Origin of the sequence: Neisseria sp. HMSC064D07 (assembly GCF_001837185.1) — a bacterium.
GTDB lineage: Bacteria > Pseudomonadota > Gammaproteobacteria > Burkholderiales > Neisseriaceae > Neisseria > Neisseria flavescens_C.
This window is the reverse complement of the sequence record NZ_KV831677.1, coordinates 60,727-79,180: the sequence shown is the minus strand read 5'-3', so window position 1 is coordinate 79,180 and position 18,454 is coordinate 60,727. Positions and strand designations below refer to the sequence as shown.

At 45.9% G+C, this 18,454-nt stretch carries 18 protein-coding genes, 2 tRNA genes and 2 pseudogenes; 6 read left to right on the top strand and 16 right to left on the bottom strand.

The window, feature by feature from the left end:
• Positions 1–38 precede the first annotated feature (38 nt).
• The 3 genes from HMPREF2608_RS04535 to HMPREF2608_RS04525 all read right to left on the bottom strand — a co-directional run bounded on the left by HMPREF2608_RS04535 (position 39) and on the right by HMPREF2608_RS04525 (position 3,065).
• A complete protein-coding gene (locus HMPREF2608_RS04535) occupies positions 39–770 on the bottom strand; it encodes a phosphoadenylyl-sulfate reductase (protein ID WP_070826127.1) in 732 nt (243 codons plus the stop codon).
• Between the two features lie 115 nt (positions 771–885).
• On the bottom strand, positions 886–1,944 hold the full coding sequence (gene dinB / locus HMPREF2608_RS04530; protein WP_070826126.1) for a DNA polymerase IV: 1,059 nt from the start codon (positions 1,942–1,944) through the stop codon (positions 886–888).
• 77 nt (positions 1,945–2,021) lie between these two features.
• Positions 2,022–3,065: a sulfate ABC transporter substrate-binding protein gene (locus HMPREF2608_RS04525; RefSeq protein ID WP_210402767.1), complete on the bottom strand. Its 1,044-nt coding sequence runs from the start codon at positions 3,063–3,065 to the stop codon at positions 2,022–2,024.
• A 252-nt stretch (positions 3,066–3,317) separates the two neighbouring features.
• Here HMPREF2608_RS04525 and HMPREF2608_RS04520 point away from each other — a divergent pair, with 252 nt between their 5' ends.
• Positions 3,318–4,151 carry a DUF4198 domain-containing protein gene (locus tag HMPREF2608_RS04520; RefSeq protein WP_070826124.1) on the top strand — a complete coding sequence of 278 codons (834 nt, stop codon included), beginning with the start codon at positions 3,318–3,320 and terminating at the stop codon, positions 4,149–4,151.
• Between the two features lie 43 nt (positions 4,152–4,194).
• On the opposite strand, the gene HMPREF2608_RS04515 is transcribed toward HMPREF2608_RS04520, so the two are convergent.
• From HMPREF2608_RS04515 to HMPREF2608_RS04490, 6 genes are all read right to left on the bottom strand, one after another.
• The gene (locus tag HMPREF2608_RS04515) at positions 4,195–5,046 is read right to left on the bottom strand and encodes a DUF5672 family protein (protein WP_070826123.1); all 852 of its coding nucleotides are present in this window, start codon (positions 5,044–5,046) and stop codon (positions 4,195–4,197) included.
• Between the two features lie 37 nt (positions 5,047–5,083).
• Complete coding sequence (gene mutS / locus HMPREF2608_RS04510; RefSeq protein WP_070826122.1) at positions 5,084–7,684, bottom strand: DNA mismatch repair protein MutS; 2,601 nt, start codon at positions 7,682–7,684, stop codon at positions 5,084–5,086.
• A gap of 88 nt (positions 7,685–7,772) precedes the next feature.
• Positions 7,773–8,609, bottom strand: coding sequence for a pantoate--beta-alanine ligase (panC, locus tag HMPREF2608_RS04505; protein WP_070826121.1), 837 nt, complete (start codon positions 8,607–8,609; stop codon positions 7,773–7,775).
• A 119-nt stretch (positions 8,610–8,728) separates the two neighbouring features.
• Positions 8,729–9,520 (bottom strand): 3-methyl-2-oxobutanoate hydroxymethyltransferase, encoded by a 792-nt coding sequence (gene panB / locus HMPREF2608_RS04500; RefSeq protein ID WP_070826120.1) that lies wholly within the window; start codon positions 9,518–9,520, stop codon positions 8,729–8,731.
• 127 nt (positions 9,521–9,647) lie between these two features.
• Positions 9,648–9,723 (bottom strand) — tRNA-Thr (locus HMPREF2608_RS04495).
• A 36-nt stretch (positions 9,724–9,759) separates the two neighbouring features.
• A tRNA-Thr gene (locus HMPREF2608_RS04490) sits at positions 9,760–9,835 on the bottom strand.
• Positions 9,836–10,050: 215 nt separating this feature from the next.
• Between HMPREF2608_RS04490 and HMPREF2608_RS04485 the strand changes: the two genes are divergently transcribed.
• Positions 10,051–10,845 carry a polyamine aminopropyltransferase gene (locus tag HMPREF2608_RS04485; RefSeq protein WP_070826119.1) on the top strand — a complete coding sequence of 265 codons (795 nt, stop codon included), beginning with the start codon at positions 10,051–10,053 and terminating at the stop codon, positions 10,843–10,845.
• Positions 10,846–10,886: 41 nt separating this feature from the next.
• Positions 10,887–11,525: an alpha/beta hydrolase gene (locus tag HMPREF2608_RS04480; protein WP_070826118.1), complete on the top strand. Its 639-nt coding sequence runs from the start codon at positions 10,887–10,889 to the stop codon at positions 11,523–11,525.
• A gap of 70 nt (positions 11,526–11,595) precedes the next feature.
• Here the strand turns inward: HMPREF2608_RS04480 and HMPREF2608_RS04475 are convergent, their stop codons facing one another.
• Positions 11,596–12,132: an NUDIX hydrolase gene (locus tag HMPREF2608_RS04475; RefSeq protein ID WP_070826117.1), complete on the bottom strand. Its 537-nt coding sequence runs from the start codon at positions 12,130–12,132 to the stop codon at positions 11,596–11,598.
• A gap of 72 nt (positions 12,133–12,204) precedes the next feature.
• Positions 12,205–12,555: a dihydroneopterin aldolase gene (folB, locus tag HMPREF2608_RS04470; protein WP_063075429.1), complete on the bottom strand. Its 351-nt coding sequence runs from the start codon at positions 12,553–12,555 to the stop codon at positions 12,205–12,207.
• A gap of 57 nt (positions 12,556–12,612) precedes the next feature.
• Here folB and plsY point away from each other — a divergent pair, with 57 nt between their 5' ends.
• On the top strand, positions 12,613–13,224 hold the full coding sequence (gene plsY, locus HMPREF2608_RS04465; RefSeq protein WP_070826116.1) for a glycerol-3-phosphate 1-O-acyltransferase PlsY: 612 nt from the start codon (positions 12,613–12,615) through the stop codon (positions 13,222–13,224).
• 649 nt (positions 13,225–13,873) lie between these two features.
• On the opposite strand, the gene HMPREF2608_RS04460 is transcribed toward plsY, so the two are convergent.
• The 5 genes from HMPREF2608_RS04460 to HMPREF2608_RS11540 form a co-directional block, all read right to left on the bottom strand.
• A complete protein-coding gene (locus HMPREF2608_RS04460; protein ID WP_070826115.1) occupies positions 13,874–14,704 on the bottom strand; it encodes a DUF6602 domain-containing protein in 831 nt (276 codons plus the stop codon).
• Positions 14,697–15,098 (bottom strand): M67 family metallopeptidase, encoded by a 402-nt coding sequence (locus HMPREF2608_RS04455; RefSeq protein WP_210402765.1) that lies wholly within the window; start codon positions 15,096–15,098, stop codon positions 14,697–14,699. Before HMPREF2608_RS04455 ends, HMPREF2608_RS04460 begins: the two co-directional genes overlap by 8 nt.
• 59 nt (positions 15,099–15,157) lie before the next feature.
• Positions 15,158–16,780, bottom strand: coding sequence for a ThiF family adenylyltransferase (locus HMPREF2608_RS04450; RefSeq protein WP_070826113.1), 1,623 nt, complete (start codon positions 16,778–16,780; stop codon positions 15,158–15,160).
• 1 nt (position 16,781) lies between these two features.
• A complete protein-coding gene (locus HMPREF2608_RS11545) occupies positions 16,782–17,192 on the bottom strand; it encodes a hypothetical protein (RefSeq protein WP_210402764.1) in 411 nt (136 codons plus the stop codon).
• A gap of 88 nt (positions 17,193–17,280) precedes the next feature.
• Positions 17,281–17,715 (bottom strand): nucleotidyltransferase domain-containing protein, encoded by a 435-nt coding sequence (locus tag HMPREF2608_RS11540; RefSeq protein WP_210402763.1) that lies wholly within the window; start codon positions 17,713–17,715, stop codon positions 17,281–17,283.
• Positions 17,716–17,912: 197 nt separating this feature from the next.
• On the opposite strand from HMPREF2608_RS11540, the pseudogene HMPREF2608_RS11645 reads away from it, so the two are divergent.
• A pseudogene (locus tag HMPREF2608_RS11645) lies at positions 17,913–18,289 on the top strand (IS1595 family transposase); the annotation flags it as partial.
• A gap of 2 nt (positions 18,290–18,291) precedes the next feature.
• Positions 18,292–18,393, top strand: a pseudogene (locus tag HMPREF2608_RS11350) (IS5/IS1182 family transposase); the annotation flags it as partial.
• Positions 18,394–18,454 lie beyond the last annotated feature (61 nt).

Here is an 18,454-nt window from a genome sequence, read left to right as displayed (position 1 = left end):
CAAAAAGGCCGTCTGAAACGTTTTCAGACGGCCTTTGATTATTTGTGCAAACCGCATTCCTTACTGTCTTTACTCTCCCACCACCATCGTCCGGCGCGGATATTTTCGCCCAGCTTGACCGGACGCGTGCAGGGTTCGCACCCAATGCTGGGATAGCCTTGATGATAAAGCGCATTGAGCGGAACTTGGTGCTCGTCAGCATATGCCCAAACGTCCTGCTCTTCCCAATCGAAAATAGGATTGAATTTGGCAATGTTGCGGCCCGTATCCAGCTCTTCAAAATTCAATTCGCTGCGCGTTTCCGACTGGCTGCGGCGTTGTCCGGTCAGCCATGCCGGCGCATTATACAAAGCGCGGTTGAGCGGTTCGATTTTGCGGATATGGCAGCAACGGCGGCGCAACTCGACGCTGTCGTACATGGCGGTTGTGCCGAATTCCGCTTCAAATTCATCGGCGGTTTGCTGGTTGGGATAAAACACTTCCAATTCGGTTTGATAGCGCGCATTGGTTTCGGCAATCAGCGCGGCGGTTTCGGGATTGAGTTTGCCCGTATTGAGCGTGATGATACGGATGGGCAGTTTCAGACGGCACACGGCATCGGTAATGACCATATCTTCAACCGCAAGGCTGGATGCGAACACGGCTTGCGGATAGCGAGCGGCAATGTCTTGCAAACGGTGCTCCAAAGCAGCCGCCAACTCAGGCAGGCGGCGGCGTTCGTCATCGCTGATTTCGGGGATTTTCCAGAGTTGTGGACGGAATAAAGACATGGCTGGTTGTTCCTAATAATTTTCAGACGGCCTGTTGAAACGGCTGTCGATATGGTTATGGAACGATATTGTCCTGCGCCCTATCTTCAAACGGAAAGAATGCTTTTCTATTTCTTTATAACCAAAGCGTCTGCTGCTGGTTTTTCGGCAGCAAATGGCTCACGCCGATACCGATCAGGCGGAAGGCGTCTTCGCGTTGCGACGGTATGCGTTGCAGCAAAGTATGCGCCGCCTGAAGCAGCGAGGCGCTGTCGGGAAGGACGGAAGAATACGTCAGCGAACGCGTAATAATGCGGAAATCGTGAGTTTTGAGTTTGAGGGTAACGCCTTTGGCTTCGACGTTTTTGCGTTCGATTTGCCGCCAGAGGTCTTCGGCAAGGTGCGGCAAATGGCTTGAAGCCTGCGCCAAAGACAAATCTTCGGGCAAAGTGATTTCGGTTGAGATTTGCAGGCGTTCGCGTTCGGCTTTGACCGGCCGCTCGTCGATACCGCGTGCCAAATCATAAAGGCGGTAACCGTAGCGGCCGAAATGGTTTAAAAGTTCGCCGCGCTCAAAACGGCGCAAATCGCCGGCAGTTTGCATACCGAGGGCATTCATCTTTTTCAGCGTGACCTTGCCAACACCGGGAATCTTACCCAACGGCAGACTCTCCAAAAACGCCATGATTTTTTGCGGTGGCAGCACAAACTGCCCGTTCGGTTTGCGCCAGTCGGAAGCGATTTTGGCTAAAAACTTATTGGGCGCGATGCCCGCGGAGGCTGTCAAACCGGTTTCTTCAAAAATTTCAGCACGAATACGTTTGGCCACCTCGCTGGCGTACGGGATATTTCCAAAATTTCGGGTAACATCCAAATAGGCCTCGTCCAAAGACAAAGGCTCGATCAAATCGGTATAACGCCGAAACACGGCATGAATCTGCGCCGACACTTGACGGTACAAATCGAAATGCGGCGGCACAAACACCGCCTGCGGACACAGCCTTTTCGCCGTTGCCACCGACATGGCTGAGTGCAAACCGAATTTGCGCGCCTCATAAGAAGCGGCACAAATGACCGACCGCGTACCGTCCCACGCCACAACGACAGGCAGCCCTTTCAGGTGCGGCTGCTCGCGCAGTTCTACCGAAGCGTAGAATGCGTCCATATCGATATGGATGATTTTGCGTTGGGACATGGGAAAAGGTGGATAAGAAAAAGGCTTATTGTAGCAAAAGGCCGTCTGAAGTTTCAGACGGCCTCTATGTTTAAGCCTTATTTTTTACTGGAAAGTTGGTCAAACAATCCGCCGTCGGCAAAGAATTTTTTCATGATTACTTCCCACGGGCCAAATTTCTCATTCGGATTAAAGGTTTCAATATCGGGGAAATCGGCTTTGTGTTTCGCCAATACTTCGGCATTGCGCGGACGCAGATAAAGATTGGCGGCCAACTCTTGAGCCGGTTCGCTCCAGAGGTTTTGCAGATAGGCTTCGGCAGCGGAGCGTGTGCCTTTTTTGTCGACTACGCTGTCCACGACGGCAACCGGCGCTTCGGAAAGAATGGTGTAGCTCGGATAGACGATTTCAAACTGGTCTTGGGTCAGCTTTTTGCTGACGTAGTTGGCCTCATTTTCAAAGGTAACCAAGACATCGCCGATATTGCGTTGACTGAAGGTCGTCGTTGCCGCGCGACCGCCGTTTTCAAATACAGGCGTGTTTTTCAGCAATGCGGCCACAAAATCTTTGGTTTTGCCTTCATCGCCGTTATTCACTTTCAAACCATAACCGTACGCACCCAAAAAGGCGTAGCGGCCGTTGCCGGTGGTTTTCGGGTTCGCCAAAACGATTTGCACGCCGTCTTTGGCCAAATCGCCCCAGTCTTGGATGTGTTTTGGATTGCCTTTGCGTACCAAGAAAACGACGTTACTGGTATAAGGCACGGCATTGTCCGGCAGACGGGTGTTCCAATCGGCTTTGACCAAACCTTTTTTCACCAAAAGCTCGATATCGGAAGTCTGGTTCATGGTCACCACATCGGCAGCCAAACCATTGGCGACAGCCAAAGCCTGCTTGCTGGAGCCGCCGTGCGACTGTTGGACTTCAACCGTTGCACCGCCGTTTTTCGCAGCATATTCTTTAACAAACAAAGGATTGTATTCTTTATAAAAATCTCGTGCGACATCATAAGAGACGTTCAACAGCTTCACATTACCGCCCTTGCCTGCGGAAGCGGCATTGTCGGCAGACTGTTCGTTTTTGGGAGAGCAGGCACTCAACGCCAGCGCGGCGGTCAATGCGGCAAAAGAAAGGGTACGGATATTCATGGTCGGCTCCTATTAAAAGTATGGCGATACTTTATCGGGTTCGGAGGCAAACGGGAAATAATGTTTGCTTTTGGGTTTATCAGTTTTGGTTATATAAACCGAGGCCGTCTGAAATCAAAAAATAATTATTTATAACTATAAAATCTAAACCATATTATTTACAAAGTTAATAAAAAAGAGTACCGTTCGTATTCGCCGAATCATTAGGCGTTTTGTTCAATAATAGAAAGATGGAGTGTAGAAACGATGAAACAGTGGATGCTTTTAGGATTGCTGGGATTAGGCGCAGCGGCGCAGGCGCACGATGTTTGGGTGGCCGCACCGGCACATCAGCCTGCCGGCAAAATCCTGTATGCGGATTTGGGTTACAGCCACGACTTCCCCAATGTCGAAAAAATCGCCGACGACCGCGTGCATATTTTCAAACCGCTGCAATTGACCGACAGCTCAAAGAAAACCGTTGATTTGGTGAATAAGGGCGAAAACTATCAATACGTTTCCAAAGCCGCCCTGCCCGCAGGCTCCTACTGGGTCAGCGCGACCTACCAACCGACTTTCTGGTCGAAAAACCAAGACGGCTGGAAACAGCAAACCTTGAAACAGCTGGCCGGTGCCACCTATTGCGAACAATCGCAAATGTTCGGCAAGAGCTTTGTCCAAGTGGGCAACGGCGCAGTTGATGAAGCTGTATTGACCCGCCCTATCGGCCAAGAGCTGGAACTGGTTCCGCTGAAAAATCCGAACGAAGTCAAAGCCGGCGGTATTTTGCCGGTCAAAGTCCTGTACAAAGGCGAGCCTTTGGTTAAAGCCACCGTTACCGCCAGCTCGGACACTTTGGCGGAAATGGACTTGGAATCAACCCATGACCACCGCGAGCCTCAAGGCTTCTCCGGCAAAACCGATAAAAACGGCGTGGTCAATGTAATTACGCTGATTGACGGTTTGTGGAAAATCAAAGTCGTGAACGAGACCGATTACGGCGATAAAAGCGTATGTCAGAAAGATAATACTTACGCAACGCTGATTGTGCCTGTCGGCACCAAACGCGCAGCCGCACGCCATGCCCACCATCATCATTAACAACCATTAAAAAAGGCCGTCTGAACTTTCAGACGGCCTTCATTTATTCTAATTCATAACCCAAATTTCTAAAAAAACGGGAGAATGTTTCCAACTCATCACCATTTAATTGGGTAAAACGGATACGGTTGCAGCCGGTCAAGACCACACTTCCCATCCAGTGCGCCCCAAAGACGCGCTCTAAAGGGACATTCCTCATTCGATTGATAAACGGTACTTCTGAAGAAAATTGCGTAGCAATATTCGGAGGCGCGAATTTCAAACCTAAGTCCTGCAATCTATAACGGTGTTGCGCCGTCAAAAACATATCTTCGTGGTGCAGCCGTACCAGCCATTCCATATCGGCAATCTTTTCGTCTTTCGGCGGCAAAGGCGGTCGAATTTCTACATTTAAGTCCAGTTGTCGCGGCATGGTTAAAAGCCGTCTGCTACGCAGGCTGAAACCGCCGTTCTGAGGCTCGTCAAAATTCGGAGAAGTCTGAATCAGATGTTGTTTGGCCAAATATTGGTCGGTTCCCTTCAGGAAAAACTGCCCGTCGGCTTCGGTTTCCAACAAAATCGGCAAAGGTGCGCCAATATAGTCATATTCCCGATAGGCATCCTGCCAGTTTTGGCCGTTCAACACCCAGCCGTCATTTTGAACAATCAAACAATAATCAGTATCGATGTAATACATCAGTTGGTACAAAACGAACAGATTGTATTCCAGATAACCGAATGGCCGGCAAGGCTGATGTCGGATATTTTCCGGCAAACCTTGCGGACGGCTTGGGCTGATTAGCAATCCACGGCTTCCGGGCAATTCGGCGCAACTGCGGGCAACGGCGTACATCGTGCCCTCGGTATAAGAATCTGCGCCGGTAATACCCACCACGGTAATGTCAGCAAAACTCATTATATGTTTCTCCTGTTTCAGACGGCCTTTGAGTTATTTACGACACCTTGTTGCAAATTTCTTTCAAGCGATACAAGGCATCCAAGGCTTCGCGCGGCGTGAGGTTGTCTGGCTGGATTTGCGCCAAAGCTTCAGCCAATTCATTGGTCTGCAAATTATCAATAGGTTCAACTTCTTGTGCTTTCCCTTCCTCATCTTCCCTATTTTCAGACGGCATGGCGCTGAAAATATCCAACTGCGGACGGTTGGCGGCAGCTTGGGCTTCGAGTTCGTCCAGATGTTTTTGGGCGGCTTTGAGGGCGCGGTTGGGCAGGCCAGCGAGTTTGGCGACGGCGATACCGTAGCTTTTGCTGGCGGGGCCGGGCTCGATGTGGTGGAGGAAGACGATGTCTTGTCCTTGTTCGAGTGCGGAAAGGTGCATATTGACTGCCGTTGCGTGGGCTTCGGGCAGGCGGGTCAGCTCGAAATAGTGGGTGGCGAAGAGGCTGAAGGATTTGTTTTTTTGCAGCAAATGTTCGGCGATGGCTTGGGCAAGGGCGAGGCCGTCAAAAGTCGAAGTTCCGCGACCGACTTCGTCCATGAGAACGAGGGATTGCTCGGTGGCGTGGTGGAGGATGTAGGCGGTTTCGCTCATTTCGACCATGAAGGTGGAACGGTTGGAGGCGAGGTCGTCGGAGGCGCCGATGCGGGTGAAGATTTGGTCGATGGGGCCGATTTGAGCTGAATCGGCAGGCACGAAGCTGCCGGTGTGCGCCATGAGGACGATGTGGGCGACTTGGCGCATGTAGGTGGATTTGCCGCCCATGTTGGGGCCGGTCAGGAGCATGAGGCGGTGTTTGTGGTCGAGGCGGGTGTGGTTGGCGGTGAAGTGGCGCACTTGTTGCTCGACGACGGGATGGCGGCCGTTTTCGATATGGATGACGGGGTAGTCGGCGAACTCTGGGCAGACGAAGCCGCGTTCGGCGGCGGTGGCGGCGAAGGTGGAGAGTACGTCCAGCGCAGCGGCGGCTTTGGCGGCTTTTTGAAGCTGCGGCAAGGCCGTCTGAACTTCTTTCAGCAGGGCTTCAAACAGGCGTTTTTCCAATGCCAATGCCTGCTCTTGCGCGGTCAGGACCTTATCTTCGAAGGTTTTGAGTTCGGGGGTGATGAAGCGTTCAGCGTTTTTCAGGGTCTGGCGGCGTTGGTAGTCGGCAGGCGCTTGTTCGGCTTGGACTTTGGATAGCTCGATGTAGAAGCCGTGGACGCGGTTGAACTCGACTTTGAGGGTGGAGAGGCCGGTGCGTTCGCGTTCACGCGCTTCAAGCTCGAGCAGGAATTCGTCGCCGTGGTTTTGGATGTGGCGCAACTCGTCCAGTTCTGCCGAATAGCCTTGGTTGATGACGCCGCCGTCTTTAAGCCAGACGGCAGGTTCGGGCATCACAGCGGCTTTGAGGGTTTCGGCGACGGGCAGGGTTTCGGGGAAAACGGCTTTGAGGGTTTCTAAGAGACTGCTGCCCTCGGCGGACAATTCGATTTCGGACAGGGCAAACAGGCTGTCGCGCAGGGCGGCGAGGTCACGCGGGCGGGCGTTGCCGACGGCGATGCGGGCGGCGATGCGTTCGATGTCCGCGATGTTTTTCAGACGGCCTTGCAGGGTTTCATATTGCGAACCCAGCGCGGCAACAGCTTCTTGGCGGGCGCGGATGTGGGCGCGGCTGCGTAAGGGATGGTGCAGCCAAAGTGCCAAGAGGCGGCTGCCCATGTGGGTAGCGCAGCCGTCGAGTATGGAAAACAGGGTCGGCGATTTTTTGCCGGAGAGGGTTTGCGTGATTTCGAGATTGCGGCGCGTGGCAGCGTCCATGCCGATATATTGGCTGTCGGTTTCGAGCGAAATGCCGTCGAGGTGTTGCGGCATCAGGTTTTGCGTCAGGCGGATGTAGTTCAACAGCGCGCCCGCCGCGCCGACGGCGGCTTCGTGTTCTTTGCCGTCCAAACCGAAGCCGTGCAGGTCTTGGCAGCCGAAGTATTCGGTCAACAATTTCGCGCCCGCGTCGGCGGCAAACTGCCACGAGTTCAGGCGCGTGATGTTGGCAGAGGTCGTCTGAAAACCATCAGGCAGGCTTTTGCCTTCGGGCAACAGGATTTCCGCCGCCTGCAAACGCGCCAGCTCGTCGGCGAGTTTGTCCGCCGTCGTCAGCTTGGTTTTGAATTCGCCGCTTTGCAAAGATGCCCACGCGATGGCGACGTGTTTTTTATCCGCGTTCACCGCCGCGATGCGGTTGGTTTCCTTGTCTTCCAAAAACGCCGCGTCGGTCAGCGTGCCGGGCGTTACGATGCGCACGACTTTGCGCTCCACCGGCCCTTTGCCCGCGCCGACTTCACCCACCTGCTCGCACACCGCCACGCTTTTGCCCATCTTCACCAGCCGCGCCAAATACTGCTCCGCCGCGTGAAACGGCACGCCCGCCATCTTAATTGGCACGCCGTCCATCTGCCCGCGCGTGGTCAGGGTGATGTCCAACAGCTTCGCCGCTTCCACCGCGTCATCCAAAAACAGCTCGTAAAAATCGCCCATGCGGTAAAACACCAGCTTGTCGGCGTGTTGCGATTTGATGTAGAGATACTGCTGCATCATCGGGGAAACAGTGGGTTTGGACATGGAAAAACCTTAGAAACGCAAAAGCGTTATTGTAACAAAAGGCCGTCTGAAAAACAGGTTTCAGACGGCCTTTAACAGCAGCTTGGTTTTAAACCAAAGCCACTTCCAAATTATCAATCAGGCGCGTGGTACCCAAACGAGCGGCGGCAAGCACCACCAATTCTTTATCGCCGACATGAGCTACTGCCAAGCTGTGTGCATGGCGGATTTCAACGTAATCAACCACCCAGCCGGCATCGCTCAAACGGCGGATACATTCAGCCTCAAGCTGGGCGTAATCCAGATTGCCGTTTCTCAGGGCGGCGGCAATGTTTTGCAACTCTTGATAGAGGCGGGGCGCTTCTGCGCGCTCTGCTTCGCTCAAATATTGGTTGCGGCTGGAAAGTGCCAGGCCGTCTGAAGCGCGGCCGGTATCGACCGGGACGATTTCGATATTGAAATTTAAGTCTTCGACAAAGCCTTTGATAATCGCCAGCTGCTGATAGTCTTTTTTGCCGAAACAGGCGGTATCGGGTTGAACAATGTTGAACAATTTGGTTACAACGGTCGCAACACCGCGGAAATGGCCCGGGCGGAATTTGCCGCACAATTCGTTTTGCAGGTGCGGAGGCTCGACATTGAAACGCTGTTCCACATTCGGATACAGCTCTTTTTCATCAGGCGCGAACAAGACGGCAACACCCTCGCCTGCCAATTTGTCGGCATCTTGCTGCAAAGTGCGCGGATATTTGTCAAAATCTTCGCCTTGTCCGAATTGCAGGCGGTTGACAAAAATACTGACCACAACGTTATCGGCACGTTTTTTCGCTTCGCGCACCAGCGCAAGATGGCCTTCGTGCAGATTGCCCATAGTCGGCACAAATGCCACTTTTCCGGCAGTTTTGCGCCACTCGCGCAATTCTTTAATCGTATGAATGATTTGCATGGTTTGAAAAATCCTTTATCTTTTCCGCCGTTTCATCAACGGAAATCACGCGCCGATTATACGCTTTTATTCATTAAAAAGGCCGTCTGAAATAAGTTTCAGACGGCCTGGAGTTTATTTTATCCGGCAAACGTATGTTCGACAGATGGGAACGTTTTTGCTTTGACTTCGTCCACATAGGCTTTGACCGCAGCTTGAACGCTGTCTTTACCCTGCATAAAGTTCTTCACGAATTTGGCGGTTTTACCGGGGAAAATGCCGAGCATATCGTGCATCACCAAAACCTGACCGTCGCAATCCACGCCTGCGCCAATACCGATGGTCGGGCAAGAAACGGTCTCAGTCACTTTTTTCGCCAATTCCGCAGGAACGCACTCCATCAATACGATTGCCGCACCTGCCGCATCATGCGCTTTGGCGTCGTTGAGTAACGCTTCCGCCTTGTCGCCGCGGCCTTGAACTTTATAGCCGCCGAATGCAAACACGGATTGCGGGGTCAGGCCGATGTGCGCGCAAACAGGAATGCCGCGCATTTGCAGAAATTCAGTGGTCTCCGCCATCCAGACGCCGCCTTCGAGTTTGACCATATGCGCGCCGGCCGCCATCAATTCGGCCGCCGCCGCAAATGCCTGCTCTTTGCTCTGCTGATATGCACCAAACGGCAAGTCGCTGACAATCATGGCATTTTGAGTGCCGCGAGCCACGCATTTAGTGTGGTAGCACATATCCTGCAAGCTCACCGGCAAAGTAGACTGACGACCTTGCACCGCCATGCCCAAAGAATCGCCGACCAGCAATACATCTACGCCGGCATTGTCCATCAGCGCGGCAAAGCTGGATTCATAAGCGGTCAGCATGGCGATTTTCTCGCCCTCTGCTTTCATTTTTTGCAAAGTGTTTACGGTAATCATGGTGTTGTGTGTTCTGCCCGGTGGGCAGCCCTTTGTTATAAATGGAAACGCGGTATTATAAGGTCTGCTTTTAAAATATCAAAGCATAAGCAAAAAGCCCGACTGCTTTCACAATCGGGCTTTTAATTGGTGCCGGCACCAAGAGTCGAACTCGGGACCCCCTGATTACAAGTCAGGTGCTCTACCAACTGAGCTATACCGGCTTACTGAAATGCCTTGCGGCACAATCAGTCTTTAACTGGTGCCGGCACCAAGAGTCGAACTCGGGACCCCCTGATTACAAGTCAGGTGCTCTACCAACTGAGCTATACCGGCAAGGAAGTCGGCATTATGCCGATAAGTTCCCATCTTGGCAAGCATTTTAAAACAAAGTTACTCACGAAATTATAAAAACCAATGATTTTAAAGAAAATTAAATACACACCTTGTCTTTCCATCCGACACACACAAAGGCCGTCTGAAAACCGCCCCAGCGCAAAACATCATGGTTTCTGTTAAAATAACGCCTTTTATATCTTTCATCTGCACCCATGCCACCCCGCCATCCTTACCGCCGCCTGCGCCCTGCCAAATCCCATCTGCCCGAAGTCGGCATTTCCGAAGAAGGCAATATCCGTTCCCTGCACTTGGGCAGCGACACCATTCAAAGTTCCATGAATGTCGATCATCCGTCCGAGCTGGTGTTGTCATACAGCCGCGCCATGATGGGTTGGCTGCTGTTTGCAGAAACCCCGCCCAAATACATCACCCAAATCGGCTTGGGCGGCGGCTCGTTTGCCCGTTGGATAGACAGCTACCTGCCCGATACCAAGCAAACCGCCATTGACATCAATCCGCAAGTCATCGCCGTGGCGCGCAGCCTGTTTGAATTGCCGCATGAAGGCGAACATTTTGAAATTATCGAGGCAGATGGCGCGGAATATATTAAAGTGTTCCGCCACAATACCGATGTGATTTTGGTAGATGGTTTTGACGGCGAACAGATTATCGATGCTTTGGTGGAAGAACCCTTCTTCGAAGACTGCCGCAACGCCCTCTCTCCCGACGGCGTATTTGTGACCAACTGGTGGAGCGGCGACCAGCGTTATCAACGTTTTGTCGAACGCCTTCTCAACGTCTTTGACGGCCGCGTACTCGAGCTGCCGGCCGAGAGCCACGGCAACGTAGCGGTCATGGCGTTCCAAAGCAGCCCCAAAGAACAAAATCTCGACAACTTAAAAAAACGCGCCGAAAAATTAAGCGAAAAATACGGCTTGGACTTCAAACGGATGCTTGCTGATTTGAAAGCCAACAATCAAAACAACGGCAAGAATTTTTATCTGTAAACCGTTTCAGGCCGTCTGAAAAAACAAACAAGGACACACTCATGCTCAAACCCGACATCATTCAAATCCCCGGCCCGGCCGGTTTGCTGGAAACCATCTACCTGTCAAGCACACAAGAGTCCGCCCGCGGCATCGCCGTCATCAACCATCCCAATCCCCTGCAAGGCGGCACCAACACCAACAAAGTCATCCAAACCGCCGCTAAAGCCTTATCGCAACTCGGCTTCCATTGCTACCTGCCTAATTTGCGCGGCGTAGGCAATAGCGAAGGCGAACACGACTACGGCCGCGGCGAAACGCAAGACTGCATTGCCGTTATCGACTACGCCCGCGCGCAACATCCAGACGCACCGCAATTCGCCCTGGCCGGCTTCTCATTCGGCGGCTACGTTTCCACCTTTGCCGCCCAAGAACGCACACCTGATTTGCTGTTACTGATGGGCGCAGCCGTCCATCACTACACCGATCGCCCGGAACCATCGGACGTTCCCGACGTCGCCAAAACATTGATGATTCATGGCGCGGAAGACGAAGTCGTCGAAATCAACAAAGCCCTGACCTGGGCAGAACCACAAGGCCTGCCAGTTGTAACCATTGCCGGCTCGTCCCACTTCTTCCATGGCAAACTTATCGTTTTGCGCGATACGATCACACGGTTTGCACCGGCTTTATTAGGTTAAAATCCGGCTACAAAATAAAACAATGCCGTCTGAAAGCTTTTTCAGACGGCATTGTTTGTATCTTAACATATCAATTTTGAGTCAACCAATACTGCAAACCAATCAAAGTCTTACCATCTTTGATTTCATCGTTTGCCAATGCAGCGCGCACCTCTTCCTTGCTCATCAAGACGGTTTCAGTAATTTCATCTTCATCATTGCTCAACTCGCTGCCCAAACGCACGCCTTGCGCTTGGTAGAGATACATTTTCTCATCACAAAAACCGACTGCCGTGTAAAAGCTGTACAACAACTTAACACTGTCGGCAACGTATGGCGTTTCTTCCGCCAACTCACGCAAAGCGCATTCGGCAGGATCTTCGCCTGCAATATCCAATTTACCCGCCGGCAATTCCAAAGTCGCCTGATCGGCGGCATAACGCCATTGGCGAACCAAAACAACTTTGCCGTCTTCCGTTTCCGCCAACACACACGCAGCACCCGGATGGCGGATCACAACCCGTTGGCTTTCATTGCCGTTGGACAGGCGCACCCGATCGCGGCTGATGGTAACAAAAGAACCTTCATAGATTAGCTCGCTGCTTAATTTAGTTTCTTTCAAATCCATTTTTTACCTCATTTCCAAATTATTAAATATTAAAGGCCGTCTGAAATCCTTTTCAGACGGCATAGATAAACCCTATTCCCGAGTGCGTTCAATTTCAATACCAACCTGCGCCACATCAGGCAAGATACCGGGTTTCACAATACGGACGCGCACTTTGGCCGCACCAAAATCATTTAAAATCAATTGGGCGATATGTTCCGCCAAAGTTTCCAGCAGTAAAAAATCCTGTTCGGCAAGGCTGCGGCGTACGACTTCGCATACTTCGCCATAATGGATAGTGTCGCCGATATCGTCGCTCGTGCCGGTACGCTCTGGAACACTGATTTCCAAATCCAAAATCAAAGTCTGTTTACGCTCGCGTTCCCAATCATATACGCCGATTAAAGTATCGGCTTTCATGCCGTACAAAAAGATTTTATCCATTTGCCTGTCCGTTTTTTTGATAGAATAACCATTCCCATTTTAAGTAAAGCACCCAAAATGTTCAATGTACTCGCCATTATTGCCGCCTATCTTATCGGCTCCCTGTCTTTTGCCGTCATCGTATCAAAATATTACGGCATGGACGATCCGCGCACTTACGGCTCCGGCAACCCCGGTGCCACCAACGTCTTGCGCACCGGTAAGAAAAAAGCGGCCGCACTGACCCTGCTCGGCGATGCAGTAAAAGGCTTGATTGCCGTCATCTTGGCACGCTGTCTGCAAAATGCTTTAAATTTGTCAGATGCAACGATAGCCCTGATTGCCATCGCCGCATTGGTCGGTCATATGTGGCCAATATTTTTCAATTTTAAAGGCGGCAAAGGCGTAGCCACCGCATTAGGCGTCTTACTTGCCCTCTCCCCCGCAACCGCCCTACTCTGCACATTGGTTTGGCTAGTCATGGCATTCGGTTTCAAAGTATCCTCACTCGCCGCACTGGTTGCCACCATCTGCGCACCCATCTTCGCCTTCTTCATGATGCCACACGCCTCTTGGGCATGGGCAACTGTATTCATTGCCGCATTGGTGTTATACCGCCATAAAAGCAATATTCAAAACCTGATTCAAGGCAAAGAAAGCAAAATCGGAGATAAAGCCGGAAAATCTTAAAAACGTAGACACAATCAATCAAAGGCCGTCTGAAAGTATATTTTTCAGACGGCCTTAATAGTATTCAAAAATCAGAAGGGTCGTTTCTATATATTACATTAATCATTATCCAACCTGATAATAAATGCCTAGATATAAGTAATAAATGCATCAATATACTCTACCACTACTCCTTCTTTTGAGAATTAAAACAGTGGGCATAACATTAAATAACAAGCACATAACTATGCTAATATCTAAAAACTTAAGTCTCAGTAGAAAGTAAAAATATAGAGATATTATTCCCAAAGATGATGTTTCATCAATTAACTGTTTTTTGGCACACTCCACCTGTTCTACTTTTCTTTGAAATAGTTGTTGAATTTAAAATACCGATAATTACTAATTTCTAAAAAATACAGCAAGAGTAAGTCAAATACCACCATAATCAAAATGCTACTAACCCCGACCAAACTAAATTAAAAGCAACATTAACATTGCTTACGAGCGTATACAAAATTCTAATTTAATATATATCTTTATGACCAATATGAGAAGTTTGAAGAAGCGATTCGGTTTATACAAATACTATTTTCAGAATTAGAAATAGCGTTTTTATTTAAAATAATCTTTTATAAAGAAAAAACTGGTAATAATAGAGAAATTTAGCCTAAATTTCACTATCAATTTCTTCCCCAATCGTATTCATATATGCTTGTAAATCAATAGCAGGCACTGTTCCAATTGCTTGTTGCAAATAACGGGTTAATTGCATAAAGAAAGTGATTAATGAATTTTCAGGCTGACTAAATACTAATGATTGAAAAGTTCGATTATGATAATAATCATGAATGCGTTTGCTAAAATCTATTCTCTCATTGGTATCTTCTTCCCCTTGATATTGCACAAAGAAGCTACCATAATCCACAATACAACCCAAATCAATCCCCTCTAAATCAGTTAAAGAGTTGATATGCTTTTGAATGGTATCATTGTTAGTATGTGTAAAAGAATTGGTTGTGGTTAAAATCCCACCAATAATCTTTGTTAATGGGCGAGCAGGTAGTTTTTGCCCAGAATTAATCATAGATGTTGATGTGCGGTCTAATTTTCTGACACTGGCAATTTTTTGACCTGCATACTGAATGTAATTAATATTGCCAACCGTTCCCTGAATATCAGGTTTGACTTCAAAAACCGCATAAACGCCTTCGGCTGGAATGTATTTAAAACCATTTTGATTAAAAATAAATGGTGTAAACCAATTATCATAAATAACAATATCAATTTGATCACTAGTATTCCCATGATAATCAATAACAATTGCCTTATCTACACTATAACGATTCGGCAAATAATTTTGCAACCATTCAATCCAAGCATTTTCTAAGGCATCGCCTTTTGACCCCGGATGATGAATAAATTCACGATTAGTACTTAATTGGCTTTGCATTTGCCCTTGCATGCCACGAAACAAGGCTGATAAATCAACATTATTCATAAACAACCAACCTACCTTTATCAAAAATAAAGAAATTAAAATCCAACAATTTATTGTTAGAAATACTTAAAATAAGCAAAACAGGATTATTCAGCTGAACTGTATTACAAGAAGCAATATTATTCATTGCTTGCAAATCCGTTAAACTATACCACGCTGATGCATTGGGATGACTATGCCATTCACCTATATAATATAAACCAGTTTCCTGAAATATTTTTTCAAAATTATGAATTTTTACATTCAGTTCACGCCTAAATTCTACCGGAGAGTTAGTATATTTATCGACCAACAAAAAATCTTTAATATACAACTTAGTAAAATCATCAGAGTAATAACCTAAAAGAAACCCACCATATTCGTTTGGATAATGATGAATTGCTTTTTTTGCCATAAGTTCAATGAGCTGGTATTCAAAACATAATTGAAGATTTTTGTGTTTTCTCACAATCATTAAAACCTCTCAACCTTTAAATTGAGATTATCATCATATTGAATAGTAAAATTTTGATAACTATTCTCTTGAATCATTAAGTTAATTGTTTTTAATGATAGTTGAACCATAATGGCAATATCATTATACGATGCTTTAAAAGTTGGATTCCAACAGCCAATAGGATTATATAAATCTAAAGTATCATTCTCTAAAATATTATCAAACTGATGTCTAACAAAGCGGTAATGATTGGGTGAAACACCACACACCAACGCTTTTGCGTGATTTGTTATAGATAAATTCAATATAGTGCTGGTTAAATTTAACTTGCCTGTAAGATACATTAAATCATCATCGGTAGAACAATCAAAAATATAATTAAATTCTGAAAATTGCTCTGATAAAAAATTAAGATATTCTGATGGAAGATCAAATTTAATATATTCTGTTGCTAAATGACGAATGGAACTCAACTCAACAAAAGGAGATATACGCCATAAAATACCTGCTAATTCATCTGTTTTATTGGTATAAGGTGGAAGAAAGTTATATTCTGAACGGCAAATATTCTCTGGCTCTTTAACATCATAATCAGCAATGGTAATATTCTTACAACCACCACGCACAAGTGTCTTAGCAACTTGGCTTCCAATCGCTCCTAGCCCAATAATAAGCACTTTTTTATCAGTTAGATTTGGATGAAACGCACCTCGTCCGAAAAAATAATGATAGGATGAATTTTTTGAAATAACCCAATTTATTTTCTTATCGCAAAGTTCATATATTCCTTGCGTATTTTTGAAAAATTGGTCTTTCAAATCAATCATCGCAACTTGCCAGTGAATGTTCTGATTTTTTGTATTATATCCAATAAAAATAGGTATATGCTCTTGTTGAATGGTAAGAGTAATTCTCCAAATCTCACTTAACATTTCTTGGTTAAATAGGGATTTAAATTCTTGCCAATTTGAAAATGAAAATCTGTCATAAATTGAGGGTTTATCTTCAATAAAGATATAAATTCCTAATAAGTTGTTTTCCTTGCTTGAGTAAAACGATGACCATTGGCAATTTTTCTGGGTAATATTATGCGTAAAAGATTGTACTAAATAATTGTGTATATCCTTACCTTGATATTTTGATTTTGTTAAGAAAGTGTTGGTAACAATACCAATCTCATTTTGAGAAAATGATTCATCAACATCTGTAAATTGAAACGAAAAATATGTCTCTTTATAAGTACAATTTTCTGTGATTAGATGTTCATAATGCTCATCTTTTTCTTGGTTAATAACATATTTAACAATCCATTGTTTAATTGCGTGAAAATCCTGCTGTAACTTTTTGTGAAAAGTAATACAGTGTTGATTATGAAAACAAATTGCATTGTTCAACATTACATGGCTAAATTGTTTATACTCATCGTCTTTTAGATAAAAGCGAATGGACTCACTATCACTGATTTTTAATGGGTAGGCTTGATCAATGATAATATTAAAATCAATAGGTTTATCTAATTCTTCAAAATCAAAAGTAATGTCAAAACTTACCTGTTCTTGTGAAAAATGAAGAGCAGATAAATTTTGAATGTACGGAATGGATTGAATAGCTTGCTCTAATTCAATTTGCGAAAATTTCATATCAACCAAATCTTTGTGAAACTGGTGGTGTTGAAATTAAAACTGAGCTTTTAAGACCATAAGCCTTATTCTCATCTTTATTATCTTCGGCAAATTTTTTATTTAATGGAAGATAAAACTCTATTTCCTTTTCATTTGATTCAATTTGTTCTAACATAGATTTTAATCTGAAAACCAACATATTTTTCTCAATATCATCTAGCGATAATGCCAAATCGTTATTGTTGTTGCCAGGGTCTTTGAGTGTAAAATTTTCGCTTTGAATATTATCAATAATATAATTTAAAACGGTTTTAAATTGTTCCCATAAGTTACCCTGTGGAGATGATTTTTCATAAGCCTTAATTACCAATAGTTCAATAAAAAAAGACTTGTATTTATATTGATGACAAGCTTTCCATATTTTTAGCAAGCGAATAACTTTTCTTTCATTTTCTTTGGCTTTAATGTGTTCAATTTGAGCATGAATATTGGTTTTAAGATATCCATCACTTTGTGTTTTATGTAAATTTAAGTTTTTTTTCTACTGGAAATGAATCTTGACTTGTCTCTCTCGCAGGAACAACATCAATATTAATTTCATCTTCTTCATCAAAAGTTAAACCTATAGAAACTCCTTGTTTCTTTACAGTAGTTTCATCTTTATACTTTTCTGTTAGTTTTTCCAAAACATCTTCAAACATTTTTTCTAATGTTGAAAAAGCATTATGTTTAAATGGTACAACCAAATCCAAATCAAACTTGGTATTAATGGCCGTGTGTTTTTTATACGAACCAGAGTTAAATGGGTCATAAATTTTACTACCGTATTGTTCATTTAAAAATTGCTTAATCTCATCTCGTTTAGTGCGATATGTGTTGATTAGCTCTTCAATATGTTTCATTCTGTAACTTTCCAGAACAGAATTTAAGTAATCGCTTTTGTAGTCAGCCATAGTCAATCTCCATAAATTTTTTAGTACATAACGAATTATGTGGGGTTATGATGCACTCAGAATAGTTTTGTTTTTGCTATATTGGATCGAACCTATGGAATTTCAAGCCTTAACTGATAGTAAAGATGATTTTGATTAAAATATAAGGTGCTGTCTTAGATAACTAGGGAAGTTCAAATTAAGCCCAAATTATCTGTATTCAAAAATGTCGTCTAAGTAGTTATAAACAAAATAAATTAACTGAGCTATTTGTTGCAGTTGTAACTGCAAGAAAGACAAACAGAGTTAGTCCGTATTAATAAAAATACCCCTGCCTATTATTTTCATTACTTACATCTACTTATCTATTAAAGCAATCTGCTTTTGGAAATGTTTGACAGAGAAGTAGAAGTTGATGAAAGTTATTTGGGGAAAACATAAAGGCAAATACTGTTATGCTGCTACCAGTAAAGTCGCCGTATTCAGGCTTTTGAAGCAAAATGGTAAGGTTCACATTGTTACTGCATCAAATACTGAAATAGAAACTTTATTACCCATTATTCGCGAACAAGTTAAACCTGACAGCATTTTTTATAAGGTACCACCGTCTATGCTGATAAAGGCTATGACAGTGAGGAAAACTGGCAACATCTGGAAGAGCATCGACTGCAGGACGGCATTATGCACAAAGCCCATCGTAAACATCCGCTATAGTAAGCGCAAACTAAACGCAACCGATATTTGTCGAAGACCCGTTATG